Annotated in this window: 12 protein-coding genes; 5 read left to right on the forward strand and 7 right to left on the reverse strand. The window is 73.1% G+C overall.

The window, feature by feature from the left end:
• The first annotated feature begins 17 nt into the window (after positions 1-17).
• A complete protein-coding gene (locus ACQPZK_RS26270) occupies positions 18-884 on the forward strand; it encodes an aminoglycoside phosphotransferase family protein (RefSeq protein WP_433535502.1) in 867 nt (288 codons plus the stop codon).
• Between the two features lie 9 nt (positions 885-893).
• Here ACQPZK_RS26270 and ACQPZK_RS26275 read toward each other — a convergent pair whose 3' ends face one another.
• On the reverse strand, positions 894-1,703 hold the full coding sequence (locus tag ACQPZK_RS26275; protein ID WP_433535503.1) for an Fpg/Nei family DNA glycosylase: 810 nt from the start codon (positions 1,701-1,703) through the stop codon (positions 894-896).
• Positions 1,704-1,864: 161 nt separating this feature from the next.
• On the opposite strand from ACQPZK_RS26275, the gene ACQPZK_RS26280 reads away from it, so the two are divergent.
• The 4 genes from ACQPZK_RS26280 (at position 1,865) to rocD (ending at position 7,351) form a co-directional block, all read left to right on the forward strand.
• Positions 1,865-3,790, forward strand: a complete 1,926-nt coding sequence (locus ACQPZK_RS26280) for a ricin-type beta-trefoil lectin domain protein (protein WP_433535504.1) — start codon at positions 1,865-1,867, stop codon at positions 3,788-3,790.
• A gap of 152 nt (positions 3,791-3,942) precedes the next feature.
• The gene (locus ACQPZK_RS26285) at positions 3,943-4,821 is read left to right on the forward strand and encodes a thrombospondin (protein ID WP_433535505.1); all 879 of its coding nucleotides are present in this window, start codon (positions 3,943-3,945) and stop codon (positions 4,819-4,821) included.
• Between the two features lie 497 nt (positions 4,822-5,318).
• Positions 5,319-6,134: a dimethylargininase gene (ddaH, locus tag ACQPZK_RS26290; protein ID WP_433539324.1), complete on the forward strand. Its 816-nt coding sequence runs from the start codon at positions 5,319-5,321 to the stop codon at positions 6,132-6,134.
• Positions 6,134-7,351: an ornithine--oxo-acid transaminase gene (rocD, locus tag ACQPZK_RS26295; protein WP_433539325.1), complete on the forward strand. Its 1,218-nt coding sequence runs from the start codon at positions 6,134-6,136 to the stop codon at positions 7,349-7,351. Before ddaH ends, rocD begins: the two co-directional genes overlap by 1 nt.
• Before the next feature lie 108 nt (positions 7,352-7,459).
• On the opposite strand, the gene ACQPZK_RS26300 is transcribed toward rocD, so the two are convergent.
• The 6 genes from ACQPZK_RS26300 to ACQPZK_RS26325 form a co-directional block, all read right to left on the reverse strand.
• The gene (locus ACQPZK_RS26300; RefSeq protein WP_433535506.1) at positions 7,460-8,614 is read right to left on the reverse strand and encodes an FHA domain-containing protein; all 1,155 of its coding nucleotides are present in this window, start codon (positions 8,612-8,614) and stop codon (positions 7,460-7,462) included.
• A gap of 155 nt (positions 8,615-8,769) precedes the next feature.
• Positions 8,770-9,822, reverse strand: coding sequence for a fatty acid desaturase family protein (locus ACQPZK_RS26305; protein WP_433535507.1), 1,053 nt, complete (start codon positions 9,820-9,822; stop codon positions 8,770-8,772).
• A gap of 134 nt (positions 9,823-9,956) precedes the next feature.
• Positions 9,957-13,406, reverse strand: coding sequence for an SCO7613 C-terminal domain-containing membrane protein (locus ACQPZK_RS26310; protein WP_433535508.1), 3,450 nt, complete (start codon positions 13,404-13,406; stop codon positions 9,957-9,959).
• 48 nt (positions 13,407-13,454) lie between these two features.
• The gene (gene cutA, locus ACQPZK_RS26315; RefSeq protein ID WP_433535509.1) at positions 13,455-13,775 is read right to left on the reverse strand and encodes a divalent-cation tolerance protein CutA; all 321 of its coding nucleotides are present in this window, start codon (positions 13,773-13,775) and stop codon (positions 13,455-13,457) included.
• 9 nt (positions 13,776-13,784) lie between these two features.
• A complete protein-coding gene (locus ACQPZK_RS26320) occupies positions 13,785-14,801 on the reverse strand; it encodes a 1-acyl-sn-glycerol-3-phosphate acyltransferase (RefSeq protein WP_433535510.1) in 1,017 nt (338 codons plus the stop codon).
• A complete protein-coding gene (locus ACQPZK_RS26325) occupies positions 14,801-15,634 on the reverse strand; it encodes a patatin-like phospholipase family protein (protein WP_425890925.1) in 834 nt (277 codons plus the stop codon). Before ACQPZK_RS26325 ends, ACQPZK_RS26320 begins: the two co-directional genes overlap by 1 nt.
• Between the last annotated feature and the right edge of the window lie 163 nt (positions 15,635-15,797).

Raw genomic sequence — 15,797 nt, forward strand, 5'->3', positions numbered from 1 at the left:
CGGGGCAGGATGACGGGATGGAACTGCCCGAGGGGCTTGGTTGGGTACGAGCGTCAGCGGTGGGCCGGGCCTGGCTGACCGACCTGCCGACGCTGGTGGCCGAGTGCGCCGAGCGGTGGTCGCTGCGGCTCGGTCCGCCGTTCCGGTACGCGTACGCCTCGCTGGCGCTCCCCGCCGACCTGCCCGACGGTACGGCGGCGGTGCTCAAGGTCCAGTTCCCGGACGAGGACAGTCGGTACGAGGCCGACGCGCTCGCCCACTGGGCCGGCGACGGCGCGATCCGGCTGCCCGCTCACGACGTCGAGCGGCGCGCGCTGCTGGTGGAGCGCTGCCGTCCCGGTACGCCCCTGCACGAGCTGCCGCTGGACCGGGCACTGGACGCGGCGGTCGACCTGCTCCCCCGACTCTGGCGTCCGGCCGGAGCGCCGTTCACCCCGCTCGCCGAGGAGGCCGCCGGCTGGCTCGACCGGATGCCCCGCAGGTGGGAACGGGCCGGCCGGCCGTACGAGCGGCGGCTTCTCGATGCGGCGCGCGCCCTGCTGGCCGACCTGTCGGCGAGCCAGGGCGAGCAGGTGCTCGTCAACCAGGACCTGCACGCCGGCAACGTACTCGCCGCCGAGCGTGCCCCCTGGCTGGCGATCGACCCCAAGCCGCTGGTCGGCGAACGGGAGTTCTCGGTGGTGCCACTCGTACGCGGGCCGGAGCTGGGTCACTCGCCGGCCGCCGTTGAGCACCGGCTCGACCGACTCAGCGCCGACCTCGGTCTGGACGTCGAGCGGGTCCGGGGCTGGACGATCGGCCACTGCCTGGCCTGGAGCATCGCCGACCAGGTCGTCTTCACGCACCAGGTCGAGGTGGTCCGCTGGCTGCTCGGCAGGGATTGACGGCGAAGGTCAGCCGGCCTGGCAGGTACGGCACCAGTAGAGGTTGCGGCCGACCAGCTCGCCACGACTGACCTCGGTGCCGCAGATGTGGCAGGGAGCGCCGGCGCGGCGGTAGACGTACACCTCGCCGCCGTGGCGGTCGACGCGCGCCGGCCGACCCATGGCCTCGGGCAGGTGGGCGTCGCGGACGGTGTCGATCCGACCGTGTTCCAGGGCGAGCCGCATCAACGCGACCAGGTCGACCCAGAGGGCGTCCCAGCCGGCCCGGGTCAGCGCCCGACCGGGCAGCGTCGGCGGCAGCCCGGCCCGGAACAGCGCCTCGGTCACGAAGATCAGGCCGGTGCCGGCCACCACCGACTGGTCCAGCAGCAGCGCCGCGAGGGGCGTGGGGCTGCGGGAGATCCGGGCGTACGCCCGCTCGGGGTCGGCGTCGGCACGCAGCGGGTCCGGGCCGAGGCGGGCCCGCAGGGCGTCGACCTCGGGCGGGGTGAGCAGTTCACAGGCGGTCGGACCACGAAGGTCGAGCCAGTGCCGGTCACTGGCCAGCCGAAGCCGCACCTGACCGACGGGCTCAGGGGGCGTACCGGAGCCGTCGGTGAACTTGCCGTACAGCCCGAGGTGCACGTGCAGGGTCAGCTCGTCGGCGAAGTGGTGCAGCAGGTGCTTGCCGTACGCCTCGGTGCCGTCCAGGACGGTGCCGGACAGCCGCGCGGCGCCCTCGGCGAAGCGGCCCTGCGGGCTGGCGGCGTGCAGCTTGTCACCGGCGAACAGCTCGGCGTGCCGGGCCGCCAGGCGGTGGATCGTGTGTCCCTCTGGCACGGGTGCCAAGGATAGCCAGCCGCGCCGGCACACCGAGCGGGCCAGGTGCCGAAGCGACGGTGAGCGGTCCAGAGGTATCTATTGACTTCTATTACTAAGGAATATTAACTGTTAAGCACGCCGGCCGGCACCGACAACACCGCCGCGCGAGAGGAAGACCAATGCCCGTCGCCCCCGTACCCCCGCCTTCGGCTGACCGTCAGCGGCCCCGACGCCGAGCCGTCCCGGCGGCCCTACTCGCGATCTGCACCGCGACGGCCGCCGCCGCGATCGGGCTGCCGGCTCCCGCCTCAGCCGCCGGTGAACAGGTCAACATCTGGCTGACCACCACCTCGGACTCGGGTGGCCGCCAGGTCAGCAGGGGCCTCGCGCAGCAGACCCCGATCGCCTTCGCCGCGAGCAGCGGCGGTGCGACACACACGATCACGGTCAACGAGAACACCCGCTACCAGCAGTTCGAGGGCGGGGGCGCGTCGATCACCGACAGCACGGCGTACCTCTTCCGGGGCGGTGCCATCAGCGCCACCACCCGCGACACCGTGATGAGCAAACTCTTCTCCCCGACCGACGGCATCGGGCTCTCCTTCGTCCGCAATCCCATCGGCGCCTCGGACCTCTCCCGACCCGGCAACGTCTCTCTCGACGACACCTGCTGCGACCTCAACGACTTCAACACCAACGGCTACGACACGAACGTCCGGCTGCTGACCGCGCAGGCCCGGTCACTCAACCCGGCGCTGCGGGTGATGGGCGTGCCGTGGAGCGCGCCGGGCTGGATGAAGGACAACGGCCGAATGGACCAGATGGGTTGGCTCAAGGCCGAGTACTACCCGATGTACGCCCAGTACCTGGTCAAGTACGTGCAGGCGTACCAGGCCGCGGGCATCCCGGTGAACTACCTGTCGGTGCAGAACGAGCCGAACTGCTGCCAGGCGGGCAACCCGACGGCGATGACGTACCCGGGCATGAGCTGGAACGGTTCCGGGCTGGTCGAACTCACCAAGAACCACCTCTACCCCGCGCTGCGCGCCGCCGGTCTCACCACGAAGGTGCTGGTGCACGACTGGAACTACGGCGACAACCCGAACTTCGGCGCGGTGCTGCTGGCCGACGCCGGCGTCCGCAACGACCCGCTCTTCGGTGGCATCGCCTGGCACGGCTACTTCGGTGACCCGGCGGTCGGCACCCAGGTGCACAACCAGTACCCGGCGGTGCGCCAGTTCAGCACCGAGCACTCCGGCGGCACCTGGATCGGCAACCAGCACAACGAGGACCTGAGCGACATCGTGAACTACGCCCGGAACTGGAGCGGCAGCCTGGTCAAGTGGGGTCTCGCCCTCAACCAGTCGATGGGCCCGCACAACGGCGGCTGCGCCACCTGCACCGGCCTGGTCACCGTGCAGGAGGGCGGCTCCCGAGCCGGCCAGGTCGACTACACGATCGAGTACTACACGACCGGGCACCTGACGAAGTTCGTCCAGCCCGGGGCGTACCGGATCGACTCGACCGCCAACGGCACGGTGCAGAACGTGGCGTACGTCAACCCGAACGGCTCCAAGGCGCTGATCGCCCACAACGGCGGCACCAGCGCTCAATCGATCAAGGTGGCCTGGGGCGGGCAGTCGTTCACGTACTCGCTGCCGGCTCGGACCACGGCGACCTTCACCTGGTCGGGCACCCAGTCCGGCGGCGGAGGCGGTGGACGGACCGGCGCGATCGTCGGCCTCGGGGGCAAGTGCCTCGACGTGGCGGCGGCCAACAGCGCCGACGGCACGGCCGTCCAGTTGTACGACTGCAACGGCAGCGCCGCGCAGCAGTGGACGATCGGCAGCGACAGCACGGTACGGGCACTGGGCAAATGCCTGGACGTCCGGGACAACACCACGGCCGACGGCACCCGGGTGCAGATCTGGTCCTGCACGGGGAGCCTCAACCAGCGCTGGACCGCGACGGCCGCCCGTGACCTGGTGAGCGCCAGCGCGAACAAGTGTCTGGACGTACTGAACAACACCTCGGCGAACGCCACCCCCACCCAGATCTGGACCTGCACCGGCGGCGCCAACCAGAAATGGACGGTGCCCGCCTGACCGGACGCACCACGGGCGCCGGGTCGTCGGAGCGGCGACCTGGCGCCTGTTGGGGTGAGTGTCGGACATCGAGCATCTGGGTATCTCCCGTGATGTACCGCGTGGGTGCCATCCGAAACCTCGGCCACCACGCATTCATCAGGAGGTGTGTAGTGGTCAGGATTCCTTCACTGTCCCGGCGGTCCGAGCAGACGCCGACGCGGGACGAAAACATTGACAGCCGCGAAACCCCGGTCACCGAGACGGGCCGGACCGGCGACGACGGCCAACCGGTCGTCACTGACCGGGACGCCGACCAGACGACGTACCGCAGCACCACGGCGACCGGCGACGCCACGGTGACCGACGGACGGACCGAACGCACCGGCGAGGCCGAGCGGCGGGCCGCGGAGCGCGCGGCCGTGGCCCGCGCCGCCACCGCCCGGCCGGCGGAGGCCGAGACCCGGTCCGACGCCAGCCGCACGACGAAAACCGGCGCCGACACCGCTCGCACGACGGAGGGCGAGGCCCGGCCGCTCGCCGCCAAGACGGGCGCCGCCGCCGTCCCGACCATCGAGCGCGACAAGGACCTCGACGGTACGACCCGACGGCCGGAGCGCGACACGGACCTCGACCGGACCACGACCGGGCGGCCCGACGTGACCGACCGTCCGGTCGACACGACCCCCGCTCGCGACACCGAGCCGGAGCCCGTGACGCGCGGCCCGAAGCCGCGGGCCAGCCTGCTCGCCACCCTCGGCCTGATCGTCTCCGTCGTGGGCGCGATGTTCGTGCTGAGCGGCACCCTGGCCGGGTACGGCATCGGGCTCGGCGCGTTCGGCGCGGTGCTCTCGGTGCTCGGCCTGATGGCGACCCGCCGCCGGCACGTCGCCGGCAAGACCGACGCGCTGTTCGGCATCCTCATCGGCCTGGCGGCCGTGGTGGTAGGCGTGCTGGCGATGACCGGTCAGTTCGTCTGGCCGACCACGGACGGCGACTGGGTGCAGCGCCTCCGCGAGTGGCTCGACTCACAGTTTGTGGACCGCTTCTAGCGGGCACTGTTCCGCTCGCCGGTGATGCACCGGCAGGCCGGCGGTTCGCCGGCAGCCCGACGGTGGTTCACCAGCAGGGCAACACCCTTTCAGGGGCGGCGATTCGCCGCCCCTGAAGTGCGTCCGGGGTCCGTTCGCGCACGGTCGTCTCCAAAAGAGCCGCAGGCACACCCTTCCCTTCTTCGGTCCCTTTGCTCTGCTTCACCCCAGGCAACACCGCGTGTCCGATTACCGGACACCAGGTGTTGCCCCCGTTGAAGCAGAGCAAAGGGACCGCACCCACCACCCGGCCCCCTGGACGCAACGCCAACCAGCCCTCGCCGACCTATCCACGCAACGAATCGCGGCCGGCTACCCACCACACGCAACGGATCTACGGTCTGCGCAACTCTTGGTGGTGGATCCTGCCGCTGACGCCGCATAACGTTGAGCAACGGCGCCAGCCCGTGGGCCACGGTGGCCGGGCGCGCCCGACCCCTGGGAGCAGGACAATGACGATGGACGCCACCAGCCAGCGCCTCCTGATGTGCCGGCCGACGTACTTCGCCGTCGACTACGCCATCAACCCCTGGATGGACCCGAACGCGCCGGTCGACGCCGCGCTGGCCGTCCGGCAGTGGGAGCAGCTTCGCCAGACGTACCTTGACCTGGGCCACACCGTCGAGGAGATCACTCCGGTGCCCGGTCTGCCCGACATGGTCTTCGCCGCCAACGGTGGCACCGTGATCGACGGCAAGGCGATGGCCGTGCAGTTCCGCGACCCGCAGCGCGCCGACGAGGCGCCGGCCTACCGGGCCTGGTTCGAGGCCGCCGGCTTCGAGATGTACGACCCGAAGCACGTCAACGAGGGTGAGGGCGACGTCCTGCTGGCCGGCGACGTCCTGCTGGCCGGCACCGGTTTCCGGACCGCCCACGCCGCGCACGCCCAGTTGCAGGAGGTCTTCGGCTACCCGGTGATCATCATGCAGCTCGTCGACCCGCGCTTCTACCACCTGGACACCGCGCTGACCGTCCTCGACGAGCGGACCGTGGCGTACCTGCCGGAGGCCTTCTCCTCCGGCAGCCAGGCCGTGCTGCGCCGGCTCTTCCCCGAGGCGGTGCACGCCACCATGGCCGACGCCGAGGTGCTGGGCCTGAACGCGGTCAGCGACGGACGGCACGTCGTGCTGCCCGCGCAGGCCACCGACCTGGCCGCCAAGTTGCGCGACCGGGGTTACGAGACCATCGGTGTCGACCTGTCCGAGCTGCGTAAGGCCGGCGGCGGACCGAAGTGCTGCACGCTGCGACTCCGTCAGGGAAAGGCAAGCAAGTGATCGTGGACGACAAGCTGCGTACGCCGGGAGCGGTCCGGGACGCCGAGCGCTGGACGGCGCACAACTACCACCCGCTGCCGGTGGTGATCTCGTCGGCCGAGGGCGCCTGGCTCACCGACGTGGACGGCAAGCGCTACCTGGACTGCCTCGCCGGCTACTCCGCGCTCAACTTCGGGCACCGGCACCCGCAGCTCATCGCCGCCGCGCACGCCCAGCTCGACCGGCTGACGCTGACCAGTCGCGCGTTCATCCACGACCAGTTCGCCGACTTCTGCCGGGAGCTGGCCGAGCTGTGCGGCAAGGACCTCGTGCTGCCGATGAACACCGGCGCCGAGGCCGTGGAGACCGGGATCAAGGTGGCCCGCAAGTGGGGCTACCAGGTCAAGGGCGTGCCGGCCGGTCAGGCGAACATCATCGTGGCCGACGGCAACTTCCACGGGCGGACGACCACCATCGTCAGCTTCTCCACCGACGAGGACGCCCGCGCCGACTTCGGGCCGTACACCCCGGGGTTCACGGTCGTGCCGTACGGCGACCTGGACGCCCTCGCCGCCGCGATCGACGACAACACCGTGGCCGTGCTGCTGGAGCCGATCCAGGGCGAGCAGGGTGTGGTGGTGCCGCCGGAGGGCTACCTGCCCGGCGTACGCCAGGTCTGCACCGAGCGGAACGTGCTGTTCATCGCCGACGAGATCCAGTCGGGTCTGGGGCGTACCGGCCGGACCTTCGCCTGTGACCACGAGGGCGTCGTGCCGGACATGTACCTGCTGGGCAAGGCACTCGGCGGCGGCATCGTGCCGGTCTCCGCGGTGGCCGCGAACACCGACGTGCTGGGTGTGCTCAAGCCCGGCCAGCACGGCTCCACCTTCGGCGGCAACCCCCTGGCCTGCGCGGTGGCCACCGAGGTCGTACGGCTGCTGGCGACGGGCGAGTTCCAGCGCCGCTCGGCCGAGCTGGGCGAGCGGCTGCGGGTCGGCCTGGAAGGGCTGGTCGGCAGGGGCCTCGTCGGCGTACGCGTCCGGGGCCTCTGGGCCGGTCTGGACATCGACCCGGCGCTGATGAGCGGACGGGAGGCGTGCGAGCGGCTGATGGAGCGCGGCATCCTCGCCAAGGACACTCACGGCTCCACCATCCGACTGGCCCCGCCGCTGGTGATCACCGAAGAGGAGATCGACCAGGCGCTGACGGCGCTGGCCGAGGTGCTGGCGGCCGCGTAACCCCCGCTCCCCGCGCGGTGATCATGGAGTTGTTGCCCGTCGCCTCGGCGTGTCGTGGCGACAACTTCATGATCACCGCGCGCAGGGGTGCCCGGTGGGCGCGCGGGCCTAGGGGCGGGGTAGGCGCATTGCCATCGTGGGGGCCTCGGCCATCACCGAGGTGGGGGTGAACGGGGCGCCCGTGGGCAGTTCCTCGGCGCGGCCGATCTGCACCCCGGGGTACAGCTCGATCATGTCGTTCTCGCCCAGCACCCGGGACTGCTGCGGCGCGAGCGGAATCCGGTCCGACTCGGCCATCGACCCGGCCGGTCGGATGCCCGAGCCGTTGGTGCTGATGTCGGTCACGATGACCTCACCGACCCGCAGCTCGAAGTGGACGTGACCACGGCTGATCCACCGCCGGGCCTCGTCGTTGAGCCACTGCCCGAGCATGATCCCGCCCTCCTGCTCGGGCGCCCGGCCGGCCACCACCGGCTGCTCCTCGCTGAGCACGAACCGCCGCCGGACCAGGCCGCCGACGCGTACCGCGAGCACCTCCGTACGCGGACGCGGGCCCACGTCACCGAGCCGCGCGCCGTGCCGGGGGCAGGTCGGTACGCCGTTGCGCAGCGAGGGCGGCGCCTGCGCGGCCGGGCTGCGGTCCGCGCCGCCGGCGAGGTCGGCGAACGCTCCGCCCCCACCGCCGCTGCCGAAGAGCGCACAACCCGACTCCGGGCACCGCCACTCGCGGGCCAGCAGCTTCGCCCCGGTGGGCGAGCGCTTGCCGGCGACCGGAACGTGCCCGCCGCCGACGTGCGCGATGAACGCCGGGCCACCCGCGCCCGGCACCGGGGCGACCACCCGACCGGGCTGCTCGACCAGCCACGGGAACCGCCCGCGCAGTCCGTCGAAACGGACCCGGGTGAGCACCGGCACGCCCAGCAGGTCGGCCACCTCCAGCATCCGGTCGCCGGGGTTGTCGAGCACCTCGACCAGCCCGTCGTCCGCCCAGCGGCGCACCACCATCCGCTCGTTGGAGGTCAGGTCGGCGTCGGAGAGCAGCGCGCGGTGCACCACCGCGTACACCTGGACGCTGTCCTCCTCCAGCTCGCGGGAGAGCGCGTCGATGACCATCCCGAGGCGCAGCAGGCTCGCCGGCCGACCGCCGTCGATGTCCTGGTAACGGATGACCTCGGCCAGGTCGAGCACCGCCCGGGCCAGCGACGGGTCGGTGCAGACCCGCCCCTCGATGGCGTCGAGCACCTTGCTGATCTCGAACCTCATGCGGCGCTCCGAATGATCGTGCCGATCCGGTGGCCGAGGGACCAACCCGTCCGCCAACCCAGCTCGTCTCGCACCGTCTCCACGGTGAGCAGGTCTGCCATGCGCCGACCCTACCGGTGCCGCGGCTCGCAGCCGCGCAGCGGCCGACGGCCTCGTCAGCCCCGCAGCGGCCGACCCACCTCGTGCAGGTGAGCGAGCGCCTGCCGGTACGACTCGACCAGGCCCGTCTCCGTGTACGAGATGCCCTGCTCGGCGCAGTAGGCGCGGACGATCGGCTGCGCACGACGCAGGTTGGCCCGGGGCATGTTCGGGAACAGGTGGTGCTCGATCTGGTAGTTGAGCCCACCCAACGCGGTGTCGACCAGCCGGCTGCCCCGCACGTTGCGCGAGGTCAGCACCTGCTTACGCAGGAAGTCCAACTCGTCCTGGGCGGTCGGCATCGGCATGCCCTTGTGGTTCGGCGCGAACGCGCAGCCCATGTAGAGGCCCCACAGCCCCTGGTGCACGGCGGCGAACAGCAGCGCCTTGCCCGGCGACATGACCGCCAGCAGCAACGCCAGGTAGCCGAGGGTGTGCGCCACGAGCAGCGCCGCCTCGACCGCGCGGTGCCGCATCGGGGTGGACCACCGGCCGTCCGGCCCCCGAGCGACGATCGCCCGGATGCTCGCCACGTGCAGGTTCAGACCCTCCAGCAGCAGCATCGGAAAGAACAGGTACGCCTGCCGCCGCGCCAGCCACCGACCGAATCCCCGCGTGCCCAGTGCCTGCTCGTACGTCCACACCAGGGCGCCAGCGCCGACGTCCGGGTCCTCGTCCTCGTGGTTCGGGTTGGCGTGGTGCCGGTTGTGCTTGTCGACCCACCAGCCGTAGCTGAGCCCCACCGCGGCGTTGCCGGCGACCAGCCCGACCAGCTCGCTGGGGAGGCGACGACGGAACATCTGGCGGTGCCCCGCGTCGTGGCCCAGGAACGCGACCTGGGTGGTGGCGACCGCCAGCACGACGGCGAGCGCCACCTGCCACCAGGAGTCGCCGACGAGGACCACGGCGACCCAGCCGGCCACGAACGCGCCCAGGGTGAGCACGATCCGGGCCACGTACGAGGCGGGCCGCCGCTCCAGCAGGCCGGCCTGGCCGATTCGTCGGGACAACTGTGCGTAATCACTACCCCGCCGTCGTGCGGGCCGTTCCGCCACCGCTCCGAGCGCCATCGCTGCTCCCCGCTTCATGTGGATCGGACCGGGCGGTCCGGGCTTACCGTCAACCCTGCCCAAGAAAGTTGCGCTGAGTAACCCTGGGAACCCCCGTACGGGGGGTAGGGCGAGCCCTACCCCCCGACCTCGACTCAGCCCAGCCGGGCCACCACGGCGCGCAGTCGGGCCAGGTCACGCCGCCGCCGCTCGTAGCTCGCGGCCAACCCGATCAGCGCCAACCCCCCGACGCCCAGGTAGATCCACCGGGGCAGCAGGTCCCAGCCCCGGGCCAGCTCGTGCAACGCCAGGGCCGCCAACACCGCACCCCCGACCAGCACCGGCGCCTGCCAGCGACGGTGGGCCCCGGCCAGCACGATGCCCAACGCCGCCGCCCCGAGCAGCAACCGCCGCCACGGCTGCGGGTCCGACCCGGCCAGCACCGACACCAGGCTCGGCACCAGCGCCGCGACGAGCCCCGGACCGAGCGCCGGCCAACTGGTCAGCCCCGGCCGGGTCCGCAACGCCAGCAGCCCCGCCCCGACGGCGAGCGCCGCCGCCGGCAGGGTGTACGCCTCCAGCACCGTCACCCCGCCCGCCGCGAGCAGCACCCACGCCCCGAGCAGCTCACTGACCGCGGCGACGGCCGCGAACCGCCACCGTCGACCGGCCGGCTCCCCCCGCCGCAGCAGCCGCAGCGCCACGGCCACCCCCCACAGCACGCAGACCGTCGCGAGATGCCGGGCCGACTCGACGGCGAGCAGCGCCGCCACCAGCGCCACCGCCTGCGCGGCGGCATCCAACACCCGCCCCACGAGCACGCGAAGGCCGCTCGCGGCGGCTGCGGCGAGGGCGAGCACGGCCACCCCCAGCAGCGGGTACGCCGCCGACCGCACCGGCTGCCCGGCGGCGAGCGGCGCCGTCACCGCCAACGCGCACGCGGCCCCCACCGCCGCGACGGTGCCGGCGACCCGTACCTCGCCGACCCGCGCCCCGACGGCGACGACCACGGCCGCCACCAGGAGCGCGCCCTCGGCGACGAGCGTGCCGGGCCGGGTGGCCAGGAAGCCGGTCACCCCGGCCACGACGAGCACCGCTCCCGTCGGTACGACGAGCGACACGAGCGCCCGCCGAGGCGTCACCAGAGCGGCGAACAGCAGGGCGGACGCCCCGGCGAGCAGGGTGACGGCCGGCAGCACCGGCCAGGGCGCACCCACCGCGACGAGCAGCACCGCAAGCGCGGCACCGGCGAACGGCACAGCGGCCAGCAGCGGTGGGCGTACCCGCCAACCGGCCAGCACCGCGGCCACCGCCAGCGTGACGAACGCCAGCCCGGCCGGGAACAGCCCTCGGTCGGCGACGACGGTCGGCGCGCCGGACCAGACCGGTCCCTGGTTGCCGTACGGGGCGAACAACGCCCCCCACACCGCCGGCAGGGCCGCCAGTACCGCGATCCCCGCCAGTACGATCCCCGCCGCCGCCAGCACACCCGGCGCGCCGACCACCGGCGACCCGGTGACCGCCGGTCGCCCGCCCGGCTCGTCACCGGTGGTCGACAGGTCGCCCCAGCGGGCGACGAGCGCGACACCGAGCGCCGCCAGCGCGGCGTACACCGTCACCGGCTCGTCCCCCGCCGCCAGCAGCGGCGCGACCCCGGTCGCCAGCGCGGCGACCACCGAGCCCGTCACCGCGTACCCGATGAGGTCGGTCCGGTGGCGACGCACCGCGAGGGCCGCGACCAGCGAGAGCCCGGCGGCGGCCAGGGCCGCCCGGGCCTGCCACCACGGCGGCGCGCCGGCCGCGAACACCGCCGCCGCGGCGACGCCGGGCAGCGTGAGCTGTGCGACCAGCACACCCACACCCGCCACCCGGCGGTACGCCCCGACCCCCCGCCGTGCCGCGAGCGCCACCCCGAGCGCCCCGGCGGTGCCCAACGCCACCGCCACGCCGACCGGATCGGCGAGCGCCACCAGCAGCGCGTGCCCGAGCAGGACCGCGCCGCCGGACGCCCAGCCGAGCAGGATCGCCGGCCGGGTCGCCGGACGGGCCAGTACGGCGAGCAGGAGCACGGACCCACCCACCAGGTCCACCGTCACCACCGTCGCCCAGGACGCCGTCCACCCGGCCGGTACGGCGAGCAGTACGACCACCGCGCCGGCCGAGGCGAGCGTCGCCCACAGGCGTCGAGGCAGCAGTGACACGGTCGCGGCCAGCGCCAGCGCCACGGCGGGCGCCACCTGCCAGCCCCAACTCAGGTCCGGCCCCCGACCGGCCCCGTGCCACGGCGGCAGCGACCGGGCAGCGGCCGCCACCGCCAGCACACCGGTGATCAACGCGGCGATCTGCGCCGTACCGGCCGCCACCAGCAACGCGCCGGCTCGCGGCCCGGCACGCCAACCGGTGGGCAGCAACCGCACCGCCCCGGCCAGGGCGAGCGCCACCGTCGACGCCGCGAGCAGCAGCAGCGACGGCCGCAGCTCGCCCACCGGGCGCAGCAGTGCGGCGGCGAGCACCGGAACCAGCAGCCCGGCGGCCACCGCCCGCAGCGCCGCGCCACCGACCAGCCACGCCGCGCCGACCCCCGTCACCGCGACCAGCAGCAACGGCGCGCCGGCCAGCAACGGGGTACCCGCCGCCCGCCCCAGCAGCAACGGCACCAGCGCACACGCGGCGGCGGCGACCAGCGCGCCGACGTGACCCACTCCGGCGAGCACCCGACCGGCGAGCCGGGTGCCCGCCACCCCGTCGCGCAACGCGACCAGCACCACCAGGTCGAGCAGGGCCACCCCGAGCAGCACCAGCGCCCAGCCGGACGCGCCGACCTCGGCCTCCACCGCGAGCAGCGGCAGCACCGGCTGGGCCGCCACCAGCGCGGTGAACCAGGGCCCGACCAACCCGCTGAGCCGCCCGTACGCGACGGCGACCGCCGCGCTGGTCCCCCCGACCAGCGCGGCGTAGCGGGTGCCCGGCCAACCGGCCACCCCGCCCAGGTTCACCGACCAGGCGGCGTACCCGTCGAGCAGCACCAGCAACAGGCCCACCGCGGCGAACGTCTCCGCCGTCCCCCGTAGACCCCGCCGAACCACCAGCAGCGGGACGACCAGAACCAGTGCCGTGACCGCCGCCAGGATCAACGCCCGGCCACCAACCCCCACGGCCGCCCAGGCCACCGCCGTGAAGACCACCGCCGCCGTACCGAGCAGGAGTCCACCCAGGACGAACAGCAACCCCTGGACGGTCCGGGTCGAGGTCTCCGCCACGCCGGGCGGCGGCGTCCCCACCGCCGGCGTCGACGCGGCGAGCGGCGCGGCCGGCACGACCGCGGCAAGCGGCGTCGCCGGCACGACCGGAGTCCCCGCCGACCGCTGTGCCCGCACGACGGCGGCCAACTCGGCGCGCCGTTGCGAGGTAGTCGCCAGCAGGCCCGCCAACTCGGTGTACGTCCGGCGGGCCCGCTCGACCTCCGGTTCGAGCCGAGCCACCTCCCGGCCGAGTCGTACCACCTCGGCCGCCGTCGGGTCTGGTGGGCGGTGGCAACCGGCGCAACCGGCGCTCAGATCGGCCGGGCCGCCACAGGCGGGGCAGGGATAGCGGGTGTCGTCCACCCGGTCATCATCGACAGGCCGGTGGGGTACGGCCCAGAGTAGGCGTACCTAGGGTCGGGTGTGGTCGTGCACCCAGGCGGCGTACCCGGGGTCACCGCTCTCCACCCTGGACACCAGAATCTCCGGAACCTCGTACGGGTGGCTGGCCCGGATCTGGTCCACCAGCGCGGCCAACCGGTCCGGCGCGGTCTTGAACTGCACGGACCATTCGGTACTGGTCTCCACCCCGGAACGCCACCAGTAGGTGCTGTCCACCTGACCGCCGACCTGGGCACAGGCGGCGAGCCGCCCGGCGACGGCCGCGGCCGCCAGCACGTCCGCGACCGAACGCGCATCCACCACCGTCGTCACCACGCAGATCTGGTCCACGAGCGCACCCTACGCGGCGACGTCCCGATTGGCCGCGATCCACGTGTCGATCTGCGCCCACCAGTCGAAGAGCCAGTCGATGCGCTGCTGCCGTTCGGTCGGCACCTCCTCGGGCGGCACCGACCAGAACCGCATCACGATCCGCTTGTCCATGGGCAGTTCCCGCCACACGTCGCCGACGGTGAGCATCCGGTCCAGACCGGTGTGGGCGACGAAGATGACCCCGGCGTCCGGTGCGGCGTCCAACGCGGCGAGCACCCCGCCGGGCTGCGGGGCGAGCACGTGGCGCATCCGTTCGGCCCGCCTCGCCATCCGTTCGAGGCCCAGCGAGCGCAGCCGGGCGATGGCCCGCAGTCGCCGCTTCGGGGTGAAGTTGCCGCCCTCCGGGAAGATGACGAAGGCGTCGTTGTCGTCCAGGCCGGTGGCCAGGTGCCCGACCTGCCGTACGGTCTCCTCGCCGCGATCCGCGGTGGGCGCGATGAACCGGTTGGGCAACCTGTTGAGCAGCACGTCGATCGCGGGGTCCCACTGGAGGCTGTCCTTCAGGACGATCCGCGGCTCCCGCTTGAACCAGTTGACCAGCCCGTGGATCAGGATGAACGAGTCGCCCGGCCCGGCGTGCCGGCACAGCACCAGCTCGGGCCGGCCGGGCAGCGCGGTGTCCGGGTCGGTGCCGACCACGTCGATGCTCAGCCGCAGCGACCAGCGGGCCTGCCAGAACAGCACCCGCAGGAACCAGCCGGCCAGCACGTAGTGCGCGCGCTGAAAGCCCGGCGACCGGCTGCGCCAGCCGAAGCCGGAGGCCAGCCAGAGGACGAACAGCGCGAGCAGCGCGGCGGCGTCCCAGACCAGGTAGACGCAGCCGATCCAGAGCAGCCGCAGCGGACGCAGCCGGCCCGGGACCAGCGGTGAGGCAGCCGCGGCCAGCAACGCCCACACCGGCAGCGTGGTCACCACGACGATCGCCAGCAGCACCACGCCGGGAGCGATCAGCAACCGCCGTAACCACCTGGGAGGCAGCGGCATCAGCGTTCCACGTGGGTGGCGAGGTAGCGGCGGGATGCGGTGTACGCCCGGCTGATCCGGCGACCCACGGCCGCCATGTCCCGGTACGCCCACGGCGTGTCGTCGCGCGGGTTCAACCCTCCGGTCGGCAGGACGTGCACCTCCACCCCCTCGGGCAGCGCGGCCATCTCCCGGAAGAAGCGGTGCCGGCGGGAGATCTCGAACGCGACCTGCGCGATCTCCCACGGCCGCCGGGGCGGCGTCAGCTCCCGTTCGATCCGGCCCACCTGGAGTACGAAGACCTGGCCGGCGCCCGCCGCCACCGCCTCGCCGATCGGGATGGAGTTGACGATGCCACCGTCGATGTAGTGCGCGCCGTCGATCTCCGTGGGCGGGAGCAGGCCCGGCACCGACGCCGACGCCAGTACCGCCGGTACGACCGGGCCGCTGGTGAACCAATGCTCGGCGGCCCGCTCGATGTGGGCGGCGCAGCAGCGGAACGGCACCCGCAGATCGGCGAAGGTGGTGTCCACGCCCAGCTCGGATTCCAGCAGCCGACGTAGCGGTCGAGGCGAGTGCAGGTGGGTACGGGCGGCGAAGCGGCGCAGTTGTCGGGCGACCGAGTCGCCGTACACCTCGCTGGCCTCGGGCGACGCCCAGAGCCGGACCAGCCGGTCGGTCACCGCCTCGGACGGGTCGGCGGCGACCAGCGCGCCGTTGACCGCGCCGATCGACGTGCCGAGCACCATGTCGGGCTGGATGCCGGCGCGGAACAGGGCGCGCAGCATGCCCACCTCGACGGCGCCGAGCACTCCGCCGCCCCCGAGTACGAACGCCACCGGTCCCGGAGCCATGTCCTCATCCTGGCACGGGCCCGCCGCCCGCCTCACGGGCCGCCGCCACCGGTCGGTCGGCGCACCCCAGCCACCGCCCGCCGACGATCCGTGCCGTCGGCGTTGACAGGGTGGACACATTCGCGCAACCTGATACGGCTCCCACCCCGAGGGCAGGTGCGAT

Origin of the sequence: Micromonospora sp. CA-249363 (assembly GCF_050950185.1) — a bacterium.
In the GTDB taxonomy this organism is placed as follows: Bacteria; Actinomycetota; Actinomycetes; order Mycobacteriales; family Micromonosporaceae; genus Micromonospora.

Coding starts and splice junctions, on each gene's coding strand:
- ACQPZK_RS26270 (WP_433535502.1), top strand. CDS start 18: ATGGAACTGCCCGAGGGGCTTGGTTGGGTACGAGCGTCAGCGGTGGGC.
- ACQPZK_RS26305 (WP_433535507.1), bottom strand. CDS start 9,822: ATGGCGCTCGGAGCGGTGGCGGAACGGCCCGCACGACGGCGGGGTAGT.
- ddaH (WP_433539324.1), top strand. CDS start 5,319: ATGGACGCCACCAGCCAGCGCCTCCTGATGTGCCGGCCGACGTACTTC.
- ACQPZK_RS26280 (WP_433535504.1), top strand. CDS start 1,865: ATGCCCGTCGCCCCCGTACCCCCGCCTTCGGCTGACCGTCAGCGGCCC.
- ACQPZK_RS26320 (WP_433535510.1), bottom strand. CDS start 14,801: ATGCCGCTGCCTCCCAGGTGGTTACGGCGGTTGCTGATCGCTCCCGGC.
- ACQPZK_RS26325 (WP_425890925.1), bottom strand. CDS start 15,634: ATGGCTCCGGGACCGGTGGCGTTCGTACTCGGGGGCGGCGGAGTGCTC.
- ACQPZK_RS26300 (WP_433535506.1), bottom strand. CDS start 8,614: ATGAGGTTCGAGATCAGCAAGGTGCTCGACGCCATCGAGGGGCGGGTC.